The organism is Bradyrhizobium ganzhouense (assembly GCF_049949285.1).
GTDB classification, from domain to species: Bacteria; Pseudomonadota; Alphaproteobacteria; order Rhizobiales; family Xanthobacteraceae; genus Bradyrhizobium; species Bradyrhizobium ganzhouense.
In genome coordinates this window covers 7,644,287-7,666,255 of sequence record NZ_CP181318.1, presented here as the reverse complement: position 1 = coordinate 7,666,255, position 21,969 = coordinate 7,644,287, and the positions used below count along the sequence as shown (strand labels likewise).

The window sequence follows — 21,969 nt, the reverse complement described above, 5'->3', positions numbered from 1 at the left end:
GATACTACCGGAGAGCGGTGCGCGGTGGCAGAGGCCCGCCGAGCGAACGGGCCCCGCCACCGAATATGTTGATCCAACCCTATTGCCGGATCAGCCGAACCGCATCCTGCTTCAGCAGATAGAACGACACCGCCAGCAGAACGACGTCCTTCATCAGGAAGGGGACGTTGCCGCTCATCGCAGGGAATCCTCCCGCAGCGACGTCCCAGCCATCCGGCATGAACGGAATGATCGTGACCGTCGCGATGAAGGTACCGGTCGAGCCGAGGGCGCCAAGGACACCGAGCCGCTTGTCCCAGAAGCCGGCGAGTAGCAACGTCCCAAACGTCCACTCCGAAGCGCCAAGGAAATAGCTGGCGCCCGCGTGACCGAAGACGGGATAGAGCCACCAGATCAGCGGCCCGTTGCTGATGAACGGGACCAGTCGCTCGAATTCATATGGGAACCACTTCTGGTAACCGAAGAAGAGAAACATGATCACCATCGACGCTCGAACGACGTGGTAGTCGAGATCCTCCGCAAGCAGCCCGGACTTTTGCATCGCGCGGACAAACGGATTTTGCATGTTGCTGGTAATCGCGGTCATTGTCGTGATCCTTTCATTCAAGATCTGACTGGACGGTCGCTTCAGGCGAGCGCGGGGAAGTCGATCTCGGTGTCGTTGATGCGGTTGAACACGTTGGTGAAGACGGTGGTCGCGAAGGCCAGGCTGATCTCGACGAGCTGCGCGTCGGTGTAGCCGGCAGCCTTGATCGCGGCGAAATCCGCGTCGCTGACAGTGCCGCTGGATTGTGTGAGCTTGCGGACGAAGCGGATCAGCGCATCGCGCTTGTCATCGCCGGTCGCGCGGCGCTCGCGGATCTTCTTCAACTCGTCGGGCTTCAGGCCCGCGAGCTTTCCAAGCAGGCTGTGCGCGGCGACGCAGTAGTCGCAGCCGGCGACTTCGGAGATGACGAGCTTGATGGTTTCCTGGTCGCGCTTCGTGAGCGAGCCCGACGCGAGCACGCTGTCGGCAAGCAGGACAGCCTTGAGCGCGTCCGGCCCATGGGCGCCGATCGCGGCAAACGTGTTGGGCACGCTGCCGATCGCCTTCTTGATCTGGCCATAGACTTCAGCAGTCGCGCCGGTTGCGGTTTCGAGATTGGGAACGGAAAGACGGGACATTGTTGGCACTCCTTGGTTCGGGTTGGTGAACGATTGCGGAGTGACAATAGGGTCCCGGTCTGATACTTTGAATGTCGTAAAATCTCGATTATATGCTAAATCATCTCATGTTGAGGTGAGCTCGGGAGACCGCGATGGATTGGCTGAGCCAGCTGTTTGAGATGATGCCCGTGCGCGGGCGGCTCGATTTGCGCTGCGCCTACGGCGCGCCATGGCGCATCGACCAGGGGCCGGGCGAGCCGAACGAAATTCCGTATCACGCCGTGCTTGCCGGCTCGGCGATGTTGGACGATCCGGAGGGGGGCCGGCCGCTGAAGCTTAAGCCCGGAGACATCCTGCTGCTTCCCGGCAATCCCCGGCACGTCATGCACGACGGCAGCGGGGCCATGCCGCTGCCGGCGCGCAATCGCGCGTCTCTCAATTTCACGATCAGCGAAAATCTCGGCTCGGAGGAACGGCTCGATCTGTTGTGCGGACACTTCGCCATCGCGCCGCCGCATGACCGCCTGCTACGCGGCTACCTGCCACCGCGCCTCGTCGTGCATGCTGGCGCTGACGCTGGCGACAGAGACACGGCGGGGCAACTCGCCGGTCTCGTCGCCTTGATGCGCAGTGAGTCCGCAGGCGATCGTCTCGGTGGACGTGCGATGTTGAACGCGCTGTCGAGCGCGATGTTCGCGCTGGTGCTGCGGCTCGCCAGCCTGACGGACGACGCGCCACGCGGCCTGCTCGCATTAGCCGGTCATCCGCGTCTCGCGCCGGCGGTGGCCGTCCTGTTCAAGGAGCCGGCGCGCGCATGGTCGCTGCCCGAGCTGGCGCGTCTGTGCGGCATGTCGCGAGCCACGCTCGCGCGGCAATTCCAGGAGAAGCTCGGGCGCTCAGCCGCTGATCTCCTGACCGATATCCGGATGGCGCTCGCAGCGAACGAACTGAGGACATCTTCGCTTTCGACGGGCGCCGTGGCGGAAGCTGTCGGGTATCAATCCGAAGCGGCGTTCCAGCGCGCCTTCAAGAGCCACATGGGCATCACGCCGGCTCAGTGGCGCAAAATCGAGCCGCCGCCCGGGCGCGACGCCTTCGCAAGGCCTTCAGCTTGATCTGCTCGGCCAACGCAGCGCCGGACGTGAAGTACTTGTCATTTCAATCACACAAGAGGGAGCAGCCTGTGGCATTGGCGATCAACATCCGCGCCGACAACAGTTCAGCGGGCGAGATCGAGCGGCTGTGGGATCAGGTCAGCGCGTTCGAGGCCAAGCCGTCGATGCGTACGCTTGGTTACCGTCCGCATTTTACATTTGCGATCTACGACGGGCCCGCGATCGACGAAAGGATCGCGTGGGACGCCATGCTGGCAGCCGTAGCTGGCGAAACGCAATTGCTGATCCAATTCAAGCGAATTCGGTGGTTCCAAGGCTCTCCGCTTGTCCTCTGGGCGGAGCCGGCGGTCGACGAGGCCCTGGCTCGCATCCATGGCACTATCAGCGCGGCAATCGATCCGGCACATTGTCGTCCTCATTATCGGCCGGGTGCATGGATCCCGCATTGTACGCTGGCTACGGCCATTGCCGACGAACGGCGCAACGATGCCATTGCCTTTGCACAGGCGTTCGATCGCAGTATCGAGGTGATGTTCGACGTGGTGGACTGCGTTGTGTTTCCGCCGGTACGGATCGCCGCCGAGCAGAGATTGGCGTCCTAGCTAGTTGGTTGTCGCTTCACGCCAAACGACATCCTGCTCGTGATCGCGGGATGGCCCGCGTCACCAACTCGAGTCCAACATGAAACGTCCTGACGATACCGGCTAGCTCTGGGCACCAGCCACGTCAACATCACCATTCACGGGCAGAACTGGGCGAAGGGCCGGGCAAAACACCCTTCATCGCCGTCAATCCCTCCCCACAAAAATATTCCACTTTGCCGAAATTCGGATTTGTCGTATGTATCGCCCATCCCAGCCCACCAAAGGGGCGGTCGTACGTCGTCACGAACGCGGGCTGGATTTGCGGTGGACGCGAGCGGCGTCGTCGCGGATGTCGTGGTAGGGCGGGGCAGTGGATTGAGCCGAGCCCCGTGAGCCGCTGCAAGCCGCGTGAACGAACGGCGTTTAACCCTGCCAAGCCTCGTGGCGAAGCAGAGTTGCTTGCGTACGGCGAAACCGTGTGGTCCTGGCCGTCGTCGCTACGGTCAAGCCTTTGCGAAGGCGTCACACGCGTCAACCGGCGCGGTGGCGTGAATTTCGCGACGGCGACGGAGGCAAAAGGAATTCGTCTCCGGGGAGAGCGCGCATAAGCCGTCAAACCATCGCGCAGGGAAGGCCGAGTTTCGGTTGCCCTGTACTTCCCCTGTGCATTGCGTGTGCATCATTTTCGCATGGGGGCCTTATGGGTGCCAGCCGGCGCCCGGTCTTCCCTGCGCCCTGTCTTCGGAGAGGGTGTGAAGAGAGAAGCATAGCTCGGGCAAGACATGCCGCGAGAATGCGACCACACGCCTGGACCTCCCGCGTAAGCATGCTGCATCGGCATCAGCAGTGGTGGTCGTTGCCCCGAAAATCTGTCTCTATGGACGTGAACTTGCCTCCGAAGCTCCTGCCGGGCCTTTGGGGGCTTTGGAAATAGCTTGGCGGAGTGACGATATGAGCGGTTTGGTGATCTCTGGCGGCCGGGTGGTGGATCCGGCGAGCGGAATGGACGCTATTGGCGACGTGGCGGTGGTGGACGGCAAGATCGCCGCCGTCGGTTCCTCGCTCGGCGGCGCCGAGCGGGTGATCGATGCGACCGGGCTCGTGGTCGCGCCCGGCTTCATCGACCTGCACGCCCATGGCCAGTCGATCCCCGCCGACCGCATGCAGGCGTTCGACGGGGTGACGACGACGCTCGATCTCGAGGCCGGCGTGCTGCCGGTCGGGTCCTGGTATGAGCGCCAGGCCAGGAAGGGCCGGGTGCTGAACTACGGCGCCGCCACCAACTGGGCCTTTGCGCGCATCGGCGCGATGACGGGCTCCAACGCGGAAAGCTCGCTGGAAGCGTTCGGCAATGCCATGCGGGATCGCCGCTGGATGGACAACGTTGCGACCGATGCGGAGGTGGCGGGCATCCTCGAGCGCCTCGGGCGCGGCCTGAACGAGGGCGGCATCGGCATCGGCATCTTGAACGCCTATGCGCCGGGTGCGGGCGTGCAGGAGCTGACCGCGGTGTGCCAGCTCGCCGCGAAGCAGAACGTGCCGACCTTCACCCACGTCGCCTACATGTCGCGTATCGACCCCGAGAGCGCGGCGGAGGCCTATATCCGCCTGATCGGCTATGCCGGTGCCACCGGCGCGCACATGCACATCTGCCATTTCAATTCGTCGAGCAAGACCGACATCGAGCGCTGCCGGGTGCTGATCGAAAAGGCGCAGGCGCAGGGCCTGCCCATCACGGTCGAGGCTTATCCTTATGGCACCGGCTCGACCGTGCTGGCGGCGGCGTTCTTCAGCGATCCCCAGTTCGTCGAGCGCAACGGCACCGGCTACGACTCGGTGCAGCGCGTGACCGACGGCTATCGCTTCCACGACCGCGAGGAGCTGCTGAAGGCGCAGGCCGAGGAGCCGTCCTCGCTGGTGCTCTGGCACATCCTCGACACCGAGCACAATGCGCATCACCGCGATCTCCTCGACATGTCGGTGCTCTATCCCGGCGGTGCGATCGCCTCCGACGCGATGCCGTGGACGACATCGGACGGCAAGACCTACACCGGCGACGCCTGGCCGCTGCCGGATGACGCCACCTCGCATCCGCGCTCGGCCGGCTGCTTCACGAAGTTCATCCGCGAATGGGTACGCGAGCGCAAGACCGTGTCGCTGCTCGAAGGCGTGCGCAAATGCGCGCTGATTCCCGCGGAGATCCTGTCGCAGAGCACGCCCGCGATGCGGGCTAAGGGTCGGCTCGCGCAGGATGCCGATGCCGACATCGTCGTGTTCGACTACGAGAAGCTCTCGGACTGCGCGACATTCACCGCGATGAACCGTCCGTCCGAAGGCGTCCGCCATCTCGTGGTCAGCGGGCAGATGCTGATCACGGACGGCGTGCTCGACGTTGCGGCGCGGCCCGGCCGGCCCGTCCGCCGTCCCGTCGTCGGGAGTTGAGCCATGCCGGTCCCCATTCTCCTGGTGACGGGCTTTTTGGGGGCGGGCAAGACCACGGTCGTCAACCATCTGCTGGCAAACGCGGACGGCCGGCGCATCGCCGCAATCGTCAATGATTTCGGCGCGATCAACATCGATGCGGAGCTGGTCGCGGGCGCGAGCGATGGCGTGGTCAGCCTTGCCAATGGCTGCATCTGCTGTTCGCTCGAGGGCGATTTGTTGCGCACGCTCTCGACCTTGCTGCGGCGTGATCCGAAGCCCGAGTACATCGTGATCGAGACCAGCGGCGTCGCCGATCCCGCCGACATCGTCCGCAATTTGATGGACCCGGTGATCCTGCGCGAGGCGCCACTGGAAACCGTGCTTTGCGTGATCGACGCGGCAATGCCGCCGTCTGCACTCGATGATGCGCTCCAGCGCTCGCAGCTGCGAGTCGCCGATATCGTTGCGTTGAGCAAGCTCGATCTGGCCGACGAGGGCGCGGGGGTGCGGATGCGCGAAGCCATCCGCGCGCAGCGCGTGCCCGCCGTGGTGGTCGATGCGAAGCTCGGCGCGATTCCGTCCGCGCTGCTGTTTCCCGCGAGCGATCGTGCGCCGCCGCCGCGCGAGCCGGGGCCGAAACGGCCGGCCGAGGAACGCTTCGAGACGCTGAGCTGGACCTCCGATCGGCCGCTCTCGCTGCCGCGCCTGCAGCAGGCGATCGGCAAGCTGGCGCCGAAGCTGGCGCGCGCAAAAGGCCTGTTCGAGACGATCGAGCAGCCCGGACGCCTGATGGTGTTTCAGTTCGCCGGCGGCCGCGCCACGCTGGCGCCGGGCGATGTGCCGACGGCAGGCGTGCCGCGGGCCCGGATCGTCTTCATCGCCGAGCTCGGCGTGCTCTCGAAGGCCGAGCTCGACGGGATCATGGAGGGCTGCGTTGCGAGTGGATGAGATGAGGCGATAGGATGGATCGCAATCACAGGGATGAGCCTGGCATGTCGTCCAAAATCGCACCCGCAGACGCCGCTTCGCGCCGCGCCGCCAAGCCGGCCATCGTCTATCCGGCCGGCACGATGCCCGGGCCCGATTTGGCCGCGCTCGAGCAAGCTCGCAGCACGATGGTCAAGACGCACGAACTCATCGTGCCGCCTCGCGACGCCAGGACATTTCGCGTGTCGCGCGGCCAGTTCTTCCGCATCGTCAGCATCGAAGGCCCTCAGGTCGGCGATCTCAATCTCTGGAACGCGGATGATCTCTCCGAGCGTTTCTTCAGCGGCAAGACGCGGGCGCTCCATGGTACGCATGTCGGCGCCGGCGACCGGCTTTGGAGCAATATGCCCTATCTTCGGCCGATGGCGACCATCAGTCACGATACGCTGGGCTGGTACGGTTTTGACGAGGACGGCGCCGGCATTCATGACGTCATCGGCACGCGCTGCGATCCCTACACCAATCTGATGCTCAACGGCGGCAGCTATGATTTCTGCTGCCACTCCAACCTGTCACGCGCGCTTGCCGACGAGCTGAAGACGGAGCCGCGTGCGGTCGAGCATCACGTCCACGACGTGCTCAACGTCTTCATGTGCACCGGCTTCACCAGGGACACACACCAGTATTTCATGAAGGCAAGCCCCGTCCGCCCCGGCGACTTCATCGAGTTCTTCGCGGAGATCGATCTGCTCTGCGCGCTGTCGGCCTGTCCCGGTGGAGACTGTAGCGCAACCCATTCCAGCGACGCTGCGGCATGCCACCCGCTCAAGATCGAGATCTTCGAGCCGGACCGGGCGACACTCAAGGCCTGGAGCTGGCCGTTGCCAAGTGAGTATCACCGCGGCCACGGTGCGCATGCGCAAAGCTGAGCCTCAGTCCTCCGCCGGCAATCCTTCCCCGTGCACATACCAGTCTGCCCGTGAGGTCCACTGCGCATGCCGATCGGGCGTTGCGCCAAGCGGCTCGTCGAACGCTCCGGCATGGATGATCGCCTCGCGCCCACTGCGCGTGAGATGCGGCATCGGGCTGCCGCAGGCCTTGCAGAATGCAGTCGCAAAGCTTCGCGTGTTGGGAAGATCGAAGCGCGCGACGAATGCTTCGCCGCGCAGCCAGCGCAGCGCCTGCGCCTTCACGGTCACTTCGCAGGCATGCGCGGTCCCGGTCGCCTTGCGGCAGCGCGAGCAATGGCAGTTGAGGAAGCGGTCGAACGGGCCTTCGACCTCGAACGCGACTTCGCCGCACAGGCAGCTTCCCCGGAATGCCGCCATGTCACTCTCCCTCCGGCTCAGCCGGCCTCTCGGCTGCCTCTTCTGCATGGACCGGGGGAGCGCCGTGCGCGCCGCGCAGCCGGATCATGGTATCGATCACGTCGACGTCGACCTTCAGCATGTCGAGATCGCGCGTCATCTCGCGCACCTCCTGGCCCTTGCGCGCCAGTTCTTCGGAGACGTCGACCGCCATCTTGCGCTCAGTGACGTTGCCTTGGGTGTTGACGAACAGCTTTGCGCGCATCCATTCCAGCCGCGCCCGCTGGGTGTCGCGCTCGAATTTCTTTTCCGCGTAGCGGCGCCGCGCTTCCGCATAGGCGCCGACCAGGGCGGTCTCCGGAAGGCTCCACAATTGCTCGACCGACAAGGTCATGCCGTTCAGGTCCCGGGTTCGGCTCGGCGGAGGTTTACCCCGCGGCCTATCAGACCCTTCCGGCCGGCAATTCTCAAGAGGGCGTCGGCAAGTCCGGTAAACTCACGCGAATTGCGCCAGCCCGTGGCCGACAGACCAGTTCTCCGCCGGCGCATCGAGCACGTTCACGAACACGTCCTCGGGCCCGATGCCCGGGTTCTCGCCGAGCAGTTCCGCGATCCGCCGGTACAGCGCCTTCTTCTGCTCCGCAGTGCGCGAGGCGAACACGGTGATCTGGATCAACACGGCGTCGTCGCTTCGCGTCACGCTGTAGGCATTGCCGCAGCGGAAGTTTGCCGGCGAAAGCTCGCTGATGGTCATGAACTCGTCGCCTTCGGGCACGTTCAGCGCCTCGCGCATGGCGCGGTAGAGACCGTCGAGAACCGCCGTCCGGTAGGCCTCCGGCTTTCCGGCGCGCATCGAGATGTGAAGGAGAGGCATCAGCTGGTCCCTTTGCATGCGGGCCCAATCGGCCGGGCGCAGGCGAGTGCCGGCCGTTCGGCCCATTGACGAAACGGGCTATCAATCCCAATACATTTTTGACGCGGTGTCCAAAAAGCATGTTTTTGACACCATGTCAAATACCCTTGCCAAGGAGGACGATGTGAGGCCGCGCGAATTCGATCACGACGAGGTGCTGCGCATCGCGTTCGACCAGTTCTGGCGCAAGGGCGTCCGCGGCACCTCGCTGTCGGATATCGCGCGCGACGCCGGCGTTCAGCGCGGCAGCCTCTATAATGCGTTCGGCAGCAAGGAGGCGCTCTTCCTCCAGGCCTATGAGCGCTATGCGGACGACTATCTCGTCGCCCTGCAGAAGGCGCTCGGCGCAGGCTCATTGCGCAAACGCCTCACTGCGTTCTTCGACCTGACCATCACCAATTTCCGTTCGGGCTCGCCGCCGCGCGGATGTCCGACGACGCGGGGGCTGATGGAGCTTGGTGCGGGTGAAGGCGAGGGGCTGGACGAGGAGGCGCGTCAGGCCTTCGCAAACCTCGTGTCGCGCATCACCGCTCTGGTTCGGGACGCGCTGTCGGCAGGCGCCGAACGCGGCGAGTTCGACGGCAACCCTGCGGCCGCAGCGCTGCACATCGTTACGGTCACGCGCGGCCTCGCCGTGCTCGAACGCGCCTTCGGTGACGAGCCCCAGCTGCGCAAGATCGCCGCCCACACCATCGACCTCGTGCTCGGCAAGGGCGCGCGCTAGGCCTCAGCAGAATGCAAGCGCGTTGACGGCCTGCGTGGCCGCGCTCTCTCGCTCGGTCCCGACCAACTGGCCGACGGCTGTCTTGAGTTCACCTGGCTCCCTGCGACGCGCAACGGCCAGGAGCCGCATCAATTCCGCTTCGTCCCTTGACAGCCGCCGGCACGACGGCGGCATGAAGCACAGATCGCAGGGCCGGCCGCTGCGCAGGATCCTGACCAGCGCGGCCACGCGGGCGACCAGCAGCGGGCTGTCGGCAATGCCGGGCGCCTCGTCGGCGAAGCGATAGGCGGCCTCCCAGCAATCGGACGCGCCGGTCGCATAGGCTGCCCCAATGAAACGGAACAGCGAGAGCGCAATGCGGCAAAAATCATCGCAGCCTTCGACGTTCGAACAGCGCGCATCCTGGGTCATGACACGATCCCGTCAATGCAATGTCGGGCTTCCGACGAACCAGCTCTTCATCGCCATCGTCCGCTCAACGTTGGGAGTCCGCAACTGTCGATCCGGCAGGATGAGACCGGCCATGCGAAAGATCGTCGCAAGCCCTCTGACAGGCGCGAGCGCCCAATCCGCGCCGACCGGAGGCAGCCAGCTCTCGAACTGCTCGCGCGCGATATCGATGCGCTCCTCTTGCGCCGCTGCGATCGCGTGCAAGATTCCGTGCTCACTCTCCGACATCTTCGGGCAAGTGGGGCAATGAACTTCAATGGCCGTATGCGCCGTACACGCAAAGATCTCGATGATCGCTTCCAGCGACGGGACGGCGTCGCCGACGCGAAAATGGTCGTAGACCTGCTGGATGTCGGCCGCAGTCGGAACGGCGGTCCCGCTTCGCGCCTTCGCGCGAAATCCCCAGATGAAGAGCCGCTCCGCCGCGCTCAGCGCGGGAAGGTCGAGGGGTCTCGTGTATGTCGATTGATGCATTGAGCCTCTGGCCCTCGGCTGCGCTCACGCCGTGTCCGGCGCTCGCTATCTGCGCCGATCGTTCTGCCAGAGCCTCTGCCAAGTCAACGCGTGGAGAAGCGATATCGAGGTCTTCTAGATTGAGACGGAAACATCGATGAATTCTAATCTTCAACGACCGGGATGCGTCGGGAACCTCAGCACCTTCGTTGCGGGTGTGCGGGCGGCCTAGTATAGCGGGGGGATGGTCTCCAATCCTCGCCGCATTCTCCTGATCAATCCAAACAGCAACGAGGCGACGACCGCGATGATGGTCGCCATCGCGAGCTCTGCCGCCATCGATGGCTTCGACATCGTCGGCGCCACGGCGACACGTGCGCCCTCGATGATCGTGACATCCGAGGCGCTCGATACTGCCGCGCCCGAGGTCGAAGAGATCGCACTCGCGCATCGGAGCTCCTGCGATGGCGTCATCGTCTCGGCGTTCGGGGATCCCGGTCTTGCCGGGATCAAGTCGGCGCTGAAGCTGCCCGCAGTCGGCATCGGCGAGGCGTCGATGCTGGAGGCTGCTGAAGGCGGCCGTCGCTTCGGCGTCGCGACTACGACACCGCTGCTGAAAGCGAAGATTGACGCGCTCCCGGTCGCGTTGGGATTGCGACCCCACTACACCGGCACCCGCTTCGCCGACGGCGATCCGCAAGAGTTGATGCGCGATCCGGCGCGGCTGCGCGCAGCGCTCGCCGGCGCGATCGAGGCCTGCATCGCGCAGGATGGCGCCGAGGCTGTCATCATCGGCGGCGGTCCGCTGGGCGAAGCCGCGCGCGAACTGGAGCCGATGTTCACCGTGCCGGTGATCGCGCCGATCCTGTCTGCCGTCAGGCGGATCATTCGCCTCGTGACGGCGTAATTTTTCCGCGACGCGGCATCGGCCGTGATGCGGAAAACTGTTTTCCTTGACATGACCCCTGCCGTGCTCGACGTGTAACGATGTCGATTGGAGCAAGCGCGAGCCTTCGCGACAAGAAAAGTCACACGGGAAAGACGTCATGAGTGCAGGTCTCAACGAAAAGGACTACCTCGTCACCTTGCGCGGCCTGTGGGAGAAGGCCTGGCCCAACGGCATGCCGCGCTCGCCGAACTACCTGCACGGCGAAGTTCCTCTGACGGAATATCTGCGCGCCTGGGCGAAGCAGAGTCCAGCGCGACCTGCGGTGATCTTCTACGGTCACGTCACGACCTATGCGGAGCTCGACCAGCAGAGCGATCGCTTTGCCGCGCTGTTGCAGGCCAAGGGCGTGCGCAAGGGCGATCGCGTCGCCGTCTTCCTGCCGAACTGTCCGCAATTCCACACCGTGTTCTTCGGCATTTTGAAGCTCGGCGCGGTCCACGTTCCCGTGAGCCCGTTGTCGCGGGCGTTCGAACTGTCCTACGAGCTCAACGACACGAAGGCCGAAGTGATCGTGGCGCTGGACCAGCTCATCCCAATCGTCGAGCACGTGAAAGGCGAGGTGAGCCTCCGCGAGATCATTGTCACCAGCTTTGCCGATGTCGTACCGGCCGCGCCGGCATTTCCGACGCCGGATTCGATCCGCGCGCCCCGTGTCGCGGTCTCCGGCGCGACCGATCTGCTGCCCGCGCTGGCCGCGATGCCCGCACCGTTACCGCTGCCGCCACCTGGGCTCGATGAGGTCGCGGCACTCAACTACACCGGCGGCACCACCGGCATGCCCAAGGGCTGCGTCCATACCCATCGCGACATGGTCTATACGGCCGCCGCTAATTACGGCATCTCGGTGCTGTCGGACGAGAGCAGCGTCTTCTTGTCGTTCTTTCCCGAGTTCTGGATTGCCGGCGAGAATTTTGGCCTGATCTTTCCGCTGTTCTCCGGCGGAACGCTGATTCTGCTGGCGCGCTGGGATGCCGTCGGCGCGATGGCCGCGATCGACAAGTACAAGGTGACGATCACCGCGATGCCGGTCGATGGTGCGGTCGAGTTGATGGACCATCCGCGCTGGAGCGAGTTCGACCTGTCGTCGCTGAAGCAGGTCCGCGTGGTCTCCTTCGTGAAGAAGCTCAACGCCGACTATCGCAAGCGCTGGAAGGATCTCACCGGCACGATCCTGATGGAAGCGGCCTGGGGCATGACGGAGACCCACACCTCCAACACGTTCACGGCCGGGTTCCAGGACGACGATTTCGATCTCAACAACCAGCCGATCTTCGTTGGCCTCCCGGTCCCCGGCGCAGAGTTCAAGATCACCGATTTCGAGACCGGCGCATTGTTGCCGCTCGGCGCGGAAGGCGAGATCCGCGTGCGGACGCCGTCGCTGCTCAAGAGCTACTGGAACAAGCCGGAGGCGACCGCGGAGTCGCTGATCGATGGCTGGTTGCGCACCGGCGACATCGGCGTGATCGACCAGGACGGCTTTCTGCATTTCCTCGGCCGCCGCAAGGAGATGCTGAAGGTCAAGGGCATGAGCGTGTTTCCCCCGGAGATCGAGGCGCTGCTGGGGCAGCATCCGAAGGTGCTGGGCTCCGGCGTGGTCGGGCGCGATGACCCTGACAAGGGGCAGGTGCCGGTGGCCTATATCCAGCTCAAGCCGGAGGCGGTCGGCACGATCTCCGCCGAAGATCTGCGCGCCTGGTGCGCCGAGCGCATGGCCGTCTACAAGGTCCCGGAGGTGCGCATCATCGCGGCGCTGCCTTTGACGGCCACTGGCAAAGTGAAGAAGCAGGACCTCAACCCGAACCAGCCTGCTGCAGTCTGAGTGAGAGATCGATGTCGTTCAAAAAACTCCTAATCGCCAATCGCGGCGAGATCGCCATCCGGATCGCACGCGCGGCGGCTGATGCCGGCATCGCCACGGTCGCGATCCACCCCTCTGATGACGCGCTGTCGCTGCATGTGCGTGTCGCCGATGACGCGGTCGAAATTCCCGGTCGCGGAGCGCGGGCCTATCTCGACATCGAGGCCGTGGTGAAGGCGGCGAAGGCTGCCTCCTGCGATGCCGTGCATCCCGGCTATGGCTTCCTCAGCGAGAACGCGGCGTTTGCAAAGGCCTGCGCCGATGCGGGCATCGTCTTTGTCGGACCCAAGCCGGCCGCACTCGAACTGTTCGGCGACAAGGTGGCGGCCCGGCAACTGGCAAAGCGCTGCGGCGTGCCGATTATCGCTGGTACCAGCGGCCCGTCGTCGCTCGACGAAATCACGGCGTTCTTCACGTCGCTCGGCAGTGACGCCGCGATCGTGATCAAGGCGATGGCTGGCGGCGGCGGCCGCGGTATGCGTGTGGTGGAGAGCGCGGCCGATCTCGCGGAAGCCTATGCGCGCTGCCAGTCCGAGGCCAAGGCGGCGTTCGGCTTCGACGGCGTCTATGCCGAGCGGCTGATCCGGCAGGCCCGCCACATCGAGGTCCAGATCATTGGCGATCGTCACGGCGCGATCTCGCATCTCTGGGAGCGCGAATGCACTATCCAGCGCCGGCACCAGAAGCTGATCGAGGTGGCGCCGAGCCCGTCGCTCAGCGACGGCTTGCGTGGCCGCATCATCGAGGCGGCGAAGCAGCTTGCGGCTGCGGCAGCTTATGACAATCTCGGCACGTTCGAGTTCCTGGTCGACGGCACCGCCGAGGACAGCTTTGCCTTCATCGAGGCCAATCCGCGGCTGCAGGTCGAGCACACCGTGACGGAAGAGGTGCTCGGCCTCGACCTCGTGCGCGCCCAGCTTGCGATTGCTGCAGGCAGCACATTGGCCTCGCTCGGTCTTGCGCAAGGCGCGATCCCGAAGCCGCGCGGTTACGCCATGCAGCTCCGCGTCAACATGGAGACGCTGGACGAGACCGGCGCGACGCATCCGACCGGCGGCATGCTCGCCGTGTTCGAGCCGCCGTCGGGGCCCGGCGTCCGCGTCGATAGCTTTGGCTATGCCGGCTACAAGACCAGCGCGGCGTTTGACTCGCTGCTGGCCAAGGTCATCGTGCATACGCCGGGCGAGGCTTGGCATGACGTTGTGGCAAAAGCCTCGCGCGCTTTGCGGGAGTTCCGGATCGATGGCGTCGTCACCAACATCGCCTTCCTCCAGGCGGTGCTGGCGCATTCGGATTTCCGGACCAACCGCATCGCGACCGACTTCATCGATCGCAACATCGCAAAACTGGTCGAGGCGGCCGATGGCGCGGCCAAGCCCCTCTATTTTGCCGCGGCCGAGCGAAGCGGCGCGCACGGCGCCGAGATCCACGTCGCGCAGATCGTGCCTGAGGGTGCGGTGATGGTCGCTGCGCCCCTGCAAGGCACCATCGTCACCATCCAGGTGAAGGAAGGTGAGGTCGTGCGCCCCGGCCAGCAACTCGCCGTGATCGAGTCCATGAAGATGGAGCATCTGGTGATGGCCGAGCAGGGTGGCCGGGTCATGAAACTCGCGGCCGGCGACGGCGTCACGCTGCTGCATGGCGAGCCGATCCTCTATCTCGAGCCGCTCGACGTCGCCGCGGATGCGTCGGCTGTCGAGACCGATATCGATCTCGACCACATCCGCCCCGATTTGGCCGAGCTGATTGCGCGCCAGGCCAACACGCTCGATGCGAACCGCCCGGCCTCGGTCGAGCGCCGCCGCAACACCAATCAGCGCACCGCGCGCGAGAACGTCGCGCAGCTCGTCGACGACGGCTCGTTCATGGAATATGGCAGCCTCGCCATTGCCGCGCAGCGGCGTCGTCGCAAGCTTGACGATCTCATCAAGAACACTCCGGCCGACGGCCTCGTGATGGGCGTTGCCACCGTCAACGCCGAAAAGTTCGGCGGCGAGGCCGCGCGCTGCATCGTCGTGGCCTATGACTACACCGTGCTCGCGGGCACGCAGGGCCATATGAACCACAAGAAGATCGATCGCATGCTTACGCTGGCGGAAGACTGGCGCGTTCCGCTGGTGTTTTATGCCGAAGGCGGCGGCGGCCGTCCGGGCGACACCGACCGGCTCGGCATGACCGGCCTTGACGGCCCATCCTTCGTCCAGTTCGCAAGGCTGTCCGGCCTTGTGCCTGTGATCGGCGTCGTCTCCGGCTATTGCTTCGCCGGCAACGCGGCGATGCTCGGCTGCTGCGACGTCATCATCGCCACCAAGAATGCATCGATCGGCATGGGGGGGCCCGCGATGATCGAAGGCGGCGGGCTTGGCGTCTATCACCCGGCCGAGGTCGGCCCGGTTTCGTTTCAGTCGCCGAACGGCGTCATCGACATCGTGGTTGAAGACGAGGAAGAAGCAACCTCCGTCGCGCAAAAATACCTGTCCTATTTCCAGGGCGCGGTGACGGACTGGCAGGCCGCAGATCAGCGCCTGCTTCGCCGCGCCATCCCCGAGAACCGTCTCCGCGTCTACGACATCCGTACCGTTATCGATCTCGTGGCTGATAAGGATAGCGTGCTGGAGCTGCGCCGCGACTACGGCGTCGGGATGATCACTGCGCTGATCCGCATCGAAGGCAAGCCGTTCGGCCTGATCGCCAACAATCCGCGCCATCTCGGCGGCGCCATCGATGCCGACGCCGGCGACAAGGCCGCGCGCTTCCTCCAACTCTGCGATGCCTTCGATCTGCCGATCGTCTCGCTCTGCGACACGCCCGGCTTCATGGTTGGCCCGGAAGCCGAGAAAACCGCGATCGTGCGCCACGTCTCGCGCATGTTCGTCACCGGCGCGAGCCTCACCGTGCCGCTGTTCGGCATCGTGCTGCGCAAGGGCTATGGTCTTGGCGCGCAGTCGATGATCGGCGGCGGCTTCCACGCCTCCTTCTTCACGGCGGCCTGGCCGACCGGCGAGTTCGGCGGCATGGGCCTGGAGGGCTATGTTCGCCTCGGCTTCCGCAAAGAGATGGAGGCGATCGCCGACCCCGAAGAGCGTGAGACTTATTACCGCAACAAGGTCGCCGAGCTCTATGCCAACGGCAAGGCGGTCTCGATCGCCTCGGTGTTCGAGATCGATAACGTCATCGATCCCGCCGAGACGCGGCACTGGATCATGGCGGGGCTCCGCTCGGTGCCGAAGCCGCCGGTGCGGACGGAGAAGAAGCGGCCGTGTATCGACACTTGGTGAGCGCAGTGCAGCAATAGGTGCGTCCCGGTTCCCGATTGACATCCCCGCCTGCGGTGCCAGACTTTGCACAATAATACAGGGTGGAGACGTCCGCGATGGCCAGCCTTTCGGCCTCGAACCATGTCGCCCGTGTCTTGTCCGTCGCCAATCACGTGGCCGACGTCGATGCGGAGTCGCGGATCGCGACCTCCTGGCGGCGCTGCCTGATCGGCCACAAGCTCGATCCCGCCCGCCAGGGCCCGCCGCAGACGCTCACCGAAGCCGAGATCCGTCACGTCGCCGAGCCGATGGAGGAGACCATCCGGCTGCTCACGCCCGAGCTCGACGATCTTGCCCGTGTGCTGCGCGACGCCGGCTATTGCGTCAATCTCGCTGACGCGAACGCGACCATGCTGTTCAGCCGTCTGCCGGGCGAGGCCGACGCGCGGATGTTCATGGACTGGAAGATCTATACCGGCTCGAACTTTGCCGAGACATTTGAGGGCACCAACGGTCTGGGGACCTGCCTCGCCGAGCAGAAGCCGATCCTGGTGCATCGCGACGAGCATTTTCGCGCGCAGTGGCACATGTTCTCCTGTGCGGTGGCGCCGCTGTTCGATCAGGCCGGGCGCCTTGCCGGCGCGGTCAACATCACCTCGTGCCGCGAGGATCTCGAACGGGCCGCACATCAGCTCGCGCTCGCAGTGACGATGGAGGCGACGCGGCGCATGGAAGGCGCGATCTTCCGCGATCATTTCCGCAACGCCTGGATCGCCACCGTGCCGGGCGACGGCGGCAGCGGACTGCTCGCCTATGACGACGATCGCCGCATCGTCGGTGCCTGCCGATCGGCGCGCGCCTTGCTGGGGCTGACCGACGGCCTGATCGCATCAGGCATCGATCTGTCGCGCTACGTCAAGCTCGACCATTCGCGCCATTCGGACGAGATCGTCGAGCTGCGCCGCGCCGATGGCCGTCCACTGGGACAGGGTCATGTCGCCCCGCCGCAGCGTGCAAAGTCCTCGACGTTACGTCGTGACGCGCCTGTCGATCGCTTCGACGCGCTGCATCGGCTCGCCGGCCGCGATCCAGGCCTGGTCAAGAGCGTAAAGCGGCTGCGAAGCATCGGCGATCACAATCTGCCGGTTCTGCTGCATGGTGAGACCGGCGTCGGCAAGGATGTGTTCGCGCGCGCGATTCATGCCGCGAGCAATCGCGCTCGTAACAACTATGTCGCGCTGAACTGCGCGGCGATGCCGGAGAGCCTGATCGACGCCGAACTGTTCGGTTACGAGGCCGGAGCCTTCACCGGCGCACGGCGCGACGGCTCGAAGGGCCTGATCGTACAGGCCGACGGCGGCACGCTGTTTCTGGACGAGATCGGCGACATGCCGATCGCGCTGCAGACGCGTCTGCTGCGCGTGTTGGAGAATCGCGAGGTCTGGCCACTCGGTGCGCTGAAGCCAGTGCCGGTGGATATCAGATTGATCAGCGCCACCCATCGCGATCTCGGCCGCATGGCCGAGGAGGGCGCCTTCCGCGCCGACCTCTATTTCCGTCTGCGCGGCATGGAGGTGCGGCTGCCGGCCCTGCGTGAGCGCGCCGACCGGGATGACATCATCCGCCAGATCGCGCGCGAGGAGGCGCCGAACTGTCGTCTCTCGGGTGACGCCTGGGCGTTGCTGTCGGCCTATCCCTATCCCGGCAACATGCGCCAGCTCCGCCACGTGCTGCGGCTCGCCGGCTGCACGGCGGAGGATGGGTTGATTACCGACGCCGATCTCGACCTGCCGCCGTTCGGCGGGAGGACCGCGGAGACCGATCTCGCAGCGGCCGAGCGTGCCACGATCATCGAAGCGCTCCGCAAGCACGGCGGTCGCGTCACGGAGGCAGCGCGTGCGCTAAAACTCAGCCGCGCGACGCTGTATCGCAAGATCAAGCAGCTGAAGATAGAGACAGCGCAATAGTCTCGGTTTCAGCCTGGCGCGCCCAATCTACCCCGATTCAACCGCTCGCGCAGAAATTCGATGAAGCGCTGCGTCTTTGCGGGAAGTAGTCTGGTCTCGGTGACGGCGTAGATGGGGATGGGCAAGCCCTGCCATTGCGGCATGATGCGACGCAGTCGGCCGTCTGCGACTTCGTCCGCGACGATCTCCTGCGTGAGGAGGGTGATGCCCATGTCGAGCGTCGCAAGGCGGCGGAGCATGCCGATGCCGTTGAGGTGGAAACGGCCGTTCACCTCGGCCTCAACCGTTTGTGTTCCATTTTGCAGCGTCCAGGTGCTCACCCGCGTCTGGCAAAGGCATTGATGGCGCGCGAGGTCGGCTGGCTCGCGCGGCTCGCCGTTGAGCTCGAGATAGCGCGGTGAGGCATAGAGATAACCGTGGAGGCGGGCGAGCGGCCGGGCGATCATATGAGATGCATGGGATTCTCCGATCCGGATCGCCAGATCGAACGGCTCGGAGACGAGGTCGACGCGTCGCGGCGTCAGGTCGAATTCGAAATCGATGCCGGGATAGTGCTGCGCGAATTCGGTGATCAGCGGCGCCAGATAGGTGTTCGCGAAGTCGACCGGCAGTGAAACGCGCAGAAGTCCGCTCGGGTGGGCCAGCATCTCGCCGAGTTGCTCGTGCGCGAGGCGCGCTTCGTCGACGATGCGCTTGCAACGTTCGAAATAGAGCTGGCCAGCCTCGGTCAATTCGATCTTGCGCGTGGTCCGGTTCAGCAGGCGAAGCCCGATCTCCTTCTCGAGCAGGCCGATCCGTCGCGACAGGGTCGAGTTGGGCATGTCGAGGGTCGCGGCAGCGCCCCGGAAGCTTCTGGCTTTCACCACCTCGACGAAGAGCGCCATGTCGTTCAGCAGCTCCATAGAATTATCCCATTTATGGATCAATCTTTTCCAATATACGATATTTATTCCATCATATGGAAGCTCCATCTGCCCTTCTCGGTCTTATCGAGAAGGAACCCGCTATGAACCCGCTATTCAGTCCCGTCCGCCTCGGCGGTGTTGAGCTTCCGAACCGCCTGGTCATGGCGCCCATGACCCGATCACGCGCCGACGCCGATGGCGTCCCCGGTGTGCTCGCCGCCGAGTATTACGGGCAGCGCGCCGGCGTCGGCCTGATCGTCACCGAGGGCACGCAGCCATCCGATGACGGACAGGGCTACATGGCCACGCCCGGCATCTACACGCCCGCCCACGTCGCCGGCTGGCGCAAGGTCACCGATGCCGTGCACGACAAGGGCGGCCAAATCTTCATCCAGCTGATGCATGCCGGACGCATGTCGCATCCCGACAACACGCCGCATCACCGGCAGGGCGTGGCCCCGTCCGCGATCGCGCCGGGTGCGCCGATGTTCACGCCGACGGGCATGCAGGACATCCCGCAGCCACGCGCGCTCACGACTGACGAAGTGCGTAAAACCGTTGCCGACTTCCGCGACGCCGCGCGTCACGCCATCGCGGCGGGTGCGGACGGCGTCGAGATTCATGGTGCGAACGGCTATCTGGTCCAGCAGTTTATCGCGCCGAATGCGAACGCCCGCACCGACGCATATGGCGGTTCGATCGAAAATCGTGCGCGCTTCGCCATCGAGGTTGCTGCCGCCATCGCCGCAGAGATCGGCGCGGACAAGACGGCGATCCGCCTGTCGCCGGGCCTCAAGATGTGGGGCATCGACGAAGGCGCCGAAGGACCGGACCTCTATCGTCATCTGGTCGCCGAGCTCGACAAGCTCTCGCTCGCCTATCTCCACACCCTGCATCAGGGCGACGACGACCTTCTGGCCGATCTCCGCAAGCTCTGGCGCGGCAAGCTGATCGTGAACCGGCCGGGGCGTCCGCGCGATCGCATCGGATCGGACGTCGCTGCGGGACTGGCCGATCTGGAAGCTTACGGCCAGATGATCCTGGCCAATCCCGACTTCACCGCACGCCTGAAATCCGGTGCGCCGCTGAACGAGGCCGATCGGACGACGTTCTTCGGCGGCACCGCCCGGGGCTACACCGACTACCCCGCATTGAGCGCGACTGCTGCCGTCTGAGGACGGGCGGTCATCAGATTCGTCGGCGCTGCGCCATGTGGGAAGCGGCGCAGCGCTTACGAAAAATCCGTCCAGCTCAGATGCCGCGAATCGAGGTCGCCGACTGAAACGGTCTCGCGGATTTCCTGCGGCGTGTGGAAACTGCTGCGCAAGTAAACGAGCGGCTTGGCCGAATCCGAATGCGTCGCGCCACGCACCTCGCCGACGAAGATCGAATGTGTCTTCGTCTCGAATTCCTGCGCCAGCACGCAGTCGAACGCGGCGACCGCGTCCGTCAGCACTGGCGCGCCCGTGTCTCCGCGCGTCCACTGGCCGAACGCAAAGCGATCGTCGCCGTTGACGCCCTTCTGGCCGCTGAAGGTCAGCGCCAGCAGCGCGTGATCCTCATGCAGGAAATTGATCGCGAACGCCCCTTCCTCGCGAATGCGGGCGTGCGCGCTGGCGTTGCGGTTGACGCAGACGATCAGGGACGGCGGATTGTCCGAGAGTGAGGTGGCCGATGTCACCGTGAGCCCGGTGCGCTTGCCGTGCTCGGCGCCGACCGTGACCAGCGCAACCGCGCCGGCGCATTGGCGCATCGCCTGCTTGAAATCCTTTGCATCGACGCTCAAGCCGAAATCTCCGAAAATAAATGCGGGTGCGGCAGGTTCGCGCCGCACCCGCATCGGGTCAAGCTGCCTTCTTTGCGGAGCCGAGATGCTTCAGGCGCGGCATCACCTCGTTCTTGAGCAGCGAGAGCGAGTGGTGCCAGGCTTCCGGCTTGTGCTTGTAGTCGAAGCCGAACACGCAGAGCACGCCGAAGCCGCCGACCTCGTCGTAGATCTTCTCGATCTTCTCGGCCACGGTCGCGGGCGAGCCGACGACCCAGTTCCGCTTGGCGCAATATTCGACGGTCACGTCGCTATCCGGCACGTCGGGTGTGTGCTTGAGATAGTCCTTGAAGCCGAAATGGCCGAGCAGCGGCAGGAAGTACTCGCCCATCATCCGGCCCATCATGTCGCCGGTCGAGAGTTTCCAGGCCTCCTCGTCAGTGTCGGCGACGAACACCTCGCGCACCAGCCGCCAGTCCGCGCGGTTCGGCTTGCGCCCGGTCTTGGCGGCGCCGATCTCGACCGAATCCCAATGGCTGCCGACATAGGCCGGGTTGAGGTTGAGGCTCATCGGGATGAAGCCGCGCTCGCCCGCGAGCTTGAGCGTGTCCGAGTTCTTCGACAGCCCGGCAACGCCGATCGGCGGATGCGGCGCCTGCAACGGCTTGATGTGAGGCTTGAGGAAGTCGAACATCGTGTCCGGCTTGGTCACCGTCCAGAACTTGCCCTTGTAGGTGAAGGGCGCGGGATCGGACCAAAGCTTCAGGATGATCTCCAGCGCCTCGCGGGTCATGTCGCGGTTTTGCCCACTCATGCCGTCGACGTTGAACATCGCCCAGTCGCTCGGTAGCCCTGAGGCCGCCACGCCGAAATTGAGCCGGCCCTCGGAGAGATGGTCGAGCATTGCGACGCGGTTGGCGAGTTCGGCCGGGTGATGATAGGGCAGCAGGAAGCCGCCTGGTCCGATGCGCAGGCGCTTGGTCTGCATCAGGGCCTGTGCGATCAGCAGGTCCGGCGTGGGATTGGGTTCCCAGGGCGCGGTGTGGTGCTCGCCGATCCAGGCTTCCTGATAGCCGAGTTCGTCGAGCCAGCGCAGGACCTGCAGGTCCCAGTCGTGTCCTTCCTTCAGGCCGCACTCCGGCGGATGCGAAGGCATCGTGAAATAGCCGATCTCCATGGGTTTCCTCATCTGATGTTGACGCGTCTTGCTGCGCGTTCGCTGACG

The 21,969-nt window shown here is 64.8% G+C and carries 21 protein-coding genes; 11 read left to right on the top strand and 10 right to left on the bottom strand.

Features of this window, described 5'->3' with window-relative positions:
* Positions 1-79: 79 nt before the first annotated feature.
* Positions 80-586: a YkgB family protein gene (locus ACLFLU_RS35635; protein ID WP_426409349.1), complete on the bottom strand. Its 507-nt coding sequence runs from the start codon at positions 584-586 to the stop codon at positions 80-82.
* A gap of 41 nt (positions 587-627) precedes the next feature.
* A complete protein-coding gene (locus ACLFLU_RS35630) occupies positions 628-1,164 on the bottom strand; it encodes a carboxymuconolactone decarboxylase family protein (RefSeq protein ID WP_426409348.1) in 537 nt (178 codons plus the stop codon).
* Positions 1,165-1,298: 134 nt separating this feature from the next.
* Here ACLFLU_RS35630 and ACLFLU_RS35625 point away from each other — a divergent pair, with 134 nt between their 5' ends.
* The 5 genes from ACLFLU_RS35625 to ACLFLU_RS35605 all read left to right on the top strand — a co-directional run bounded on the left by ACLFLU_RS35625 (position 1,299) and on the right by ACLFLU_RS35605 (position 7,125).
* The gene (locus ACLFLU_RS35625; protein ID WP_426409347.1) at positions 1,299-2,261 is read left to right on the top strand and encodes an AraC family transcriptional regulator; all 963 of its coding nucleotides are present in this window, start codon (positions 1,299-1,301) and stop codon (positions 2,259-2,261) included.
* A gap of 68 nt (positions 2,262-2,329) precedes the next feature.
* Positions 2,330-2,863, top strand: coding sequence for a 2'-5' RNA ligase family protein (locus ACLFLU_RS35620; protein WP_426409346.1), 534 nt, complete (start codon positions 2,330-2,332; stop codon positions 2,861-2,863).
* 933 nt (positions 2,864-3,796) lie between these two features.
* The gene (locus ACLFLU_RS35615) at positions 3,797-5,287 is read left to right on the top strand and encodes an amidohydrolase family protein (protein WP_426409345.1); all 1,491 of its coding nucleotides are present in this window, start codon (positions 3,797-3,799) and stop codon (positions 5,285-5,287) included.
* A gap of 3 nt (positions 5,288-5,290) precedes the next feature.
* Positions 5,291-6,217: a CobW family GTP-binding protein gene (locus ACLFLU_RS35610; RefSeq protein ID WP_426409344.1), complete on the top strand. Its 927-nt coding sequence runs from the start codon at positions 5,291-5,293 to the stop codon at positions 6,215-6,217.
* A 44-nt stretch (positions 6,218-6,261) separates the two neighbouring features.
* Positions 6,262-7,125: an urea carboxylase-associated family protein gene (locus ACLFLU_RS35605; RefSeq protein ID WP_426409343.1), complete on the top strand. Its 864-nt coding sequence runs from the start codon at positions 6,262-6,264 to the stop codon at positions 7,123-7,125.
* A gap of 3 nt (positions 7,126-7,128) precedes the next feature.
* Here ACLFLU_RS35605 and ACLFLU_RS35600 read toward each other — a convergent pair whose 3' ends face one another.
* The 3 genes from ACLFLU_RS35600 to ACLFLU_RS35590 all read right to left on the bottom strand — a co-directional run bounded on the left by ACLFLU_RS35600 (position 7,129) and on the right by ACLFLU_RS35590 (position 8,377).
* Positions 7,129-7,524 (bottom strand): GFA family protein, encoded by a 396-nt coding sequence (locus ACLFLU_RS35600; protein ID WP_426409342.1) that lies wholly within the window; start codon positions 7,522-7,524, stop codon positions 7,129-7,131.
* A 1-nt stretch (position 7,525) separates the two neighbouring features.
* Complete coding sequence (locus tag ACLFLU_RS35595) at positions 7,526-7,897, bottom strand: hypothetical protein (RefSeq protein ID WP_426409341.1); 372 nt, start codon at positions 7,895-7,897, stop codon at positions 7,526-7,528.
* A 102-nt stretch (positions 7,898-7,999) separates the two neighbouring features.
* On the bottom strand, positions 8,000-8,377 hold the full coding sequence (locus ACLFLU_RS35590; protein ID WP_426409340.1) for a tautomerase family protein: 378 nt from the start codon (positions 8,375-8,377) through the stop codon (positions 8,000-8,002).
* Between the two features lie 163 nt (positions 8,378-8,540).
* On the opposite strand from ACLFLU_RS35590, the gene ACLFLU_RS35585 reads away from it, so the two are divergent.
* Positions 8,541-9,140, top strand: coding sequence for a TetR/AcrR family transcriptional regulator (locus ACLFLU_RS35585; protein ID WP_426414139.1), 600 nt, complete (start codon positions 8,541-8,543; stop codon positions 9,138-9,140).
* Between the two features lie 3 nt (positions 9,141-9,143).
* Here ACLFLU_RS35585 and ACLFLU_RS35580 read toward each other — a convergent pair whose 3' ends face one another.
* Together ACLFLU_RS35580 and ACLFLU_RS35575 are read right to left on the bottom strand one after the other, a co-directional pair.
* Positions 9,144-9,551, bottom strand: coding sequence for a hypothetical protein (locus ACLFLU_RS35580; protein WP_426409339.1), 408 nt, complete (start codon positions 9,549-9,551; stop codon positions 9,144-9,146).
* Positions 9,552-9,563: 12 nt separating this feature from the next.
* Positions 9,564-10,064 (bottom strand): hypothetical protein, encoded by a 501-nt coding sequence (locus ACLFLU_RS35575; protein ID WP_426409338.1) that lies wholly within the window; start codon positions 10,062-10,064, stop codon positions 9,564-9,566.
* A gap of 223 nt (positions 10,065-10,287) precedes the next feature.
* Here ACLFLU_RS35575 and ACLFLU_RS35570 point away from each other — a divergent pair, with 223 nt between their 5' ends.
* From ACLFLU_RS35570 to ACLFLU_RS35555, 4 genes are all read left to right on the top strand, one after another.
* Positions 10,288-10,950 carry an aspartate/glutamate racemase family protein gene (locus tag ACLFLU_RS35570; RefSeq protein ID WP_426409337.1) on the top strand — a complete coding sequence of 221 codons (663 nt, stop codon included), beginning with the start codon at positions 10,288-10,290 and terminating at the stop codon, positions 10,948-10,950.
* A 139-nt stretch (positions 10,951-11,089) separates the two neighbouring features.
* Positions 11,090-12,811 (top strand): AMP-binding protein, encoded by a 1,722-nt coding sequence (locus tag ACLFLU_RS35565; protein ID WP_426409336.1) that lies wholly within the window; start codon positions 11,090-11,092, stop codon positions 12,809-12,811.
* Between the two features lie 11 nt (positions 12,812-12,822).
* Positions 12,823-16,128: a carboxyl transferase domain-containing protein gene (locus tag ACLFLU_RS35560; protein WP_426409335.1), complete on the top strand. Its 3,306-nt coding sequence runs from the start codon at positions 12,823-12,825 to the stop codon at positions 16,126-16,128.
* Positions 16,129-16,223: 95 nt separating this feature from the next.
* Positions 16,224-18,074, top strand: coding sequence for a sigma-54-dependent Fis family transcriptional regulator (locus ACLFLU_RS35555; protein ID WP_426409334.1), 1,851 nt, complete (start codon positions 16,224-16,226; stop codon positions 18,072-18,074).
* An 8-nt stretch (positions 18,075-18,082) separates the two neighbouring features.
* Here the strand turns inward: ACLFLU_RS35555 and ACLFLU_RS35550 are convergent, their stop codons facing one another.
* Positions 18,083-18,976 carry a LysR family transcriptional regulator gene (locus ACLFLU_RS35550; RefSeq protein ID WP_426409333.1) on the bottom strand — a complete coding sequence of 298 codons (894 nt, stop codon included), beginning with the start codon at positions 18,974-18,976 and terminating at the stop codon, positions 18,083-18,085.
* A 104-nt stretch (positions 18,977-19,080) separates the two neighbouring features.
* Here ACLFLU_RS35550 and ACLFLU_RS35545 point away from each other — a divergent pair, with 104 nt between their 5' ends.
* On the top strand, positions 19,081-20,154 hold the full coding sequence (locus ACLFLU_RS35545) for an alkene reductase (RefSeq protein ID WP_426409332.1): 1,074 nt from the start codon (positions 19,081-19,083) through the stop codon (positions 20,152-20,154).
* Between the two features lie 56 nt (positions 20,155-20,210).
* Here the strand turns inward: ACLFLU_RS35545 and ACLFLU_RS35540 are convergent, their stop codons facing one another.
* Positions 20,211-20,765 carry a flavin reductase family protein gene (locus ACLFLU_RS35540; RefSeq protein ID WP_426409331.1) on the bottom strand — a complete coding sequence of 185 codons (555 nt, stop codon included), beginning with the start codon at positions 20,763-20,765 and terminating at the stop codon, positions 20,211-20,213.
* A 58-nt stretch (positions 20,766-20,823) separates the two neighbouring features.
* Entirely contained in the window at positions 20,824-21,921 is a 1,098-nt protein-coding gene (locus tag ACLFLU_RS35535) for an LLM class flavin-dependent oxidoreductase (protein WP_254134188.1), read from the bottom strand.
* Between the last annotated feature and the right edge of the window lie 48 nt (positions 21,922-21,969).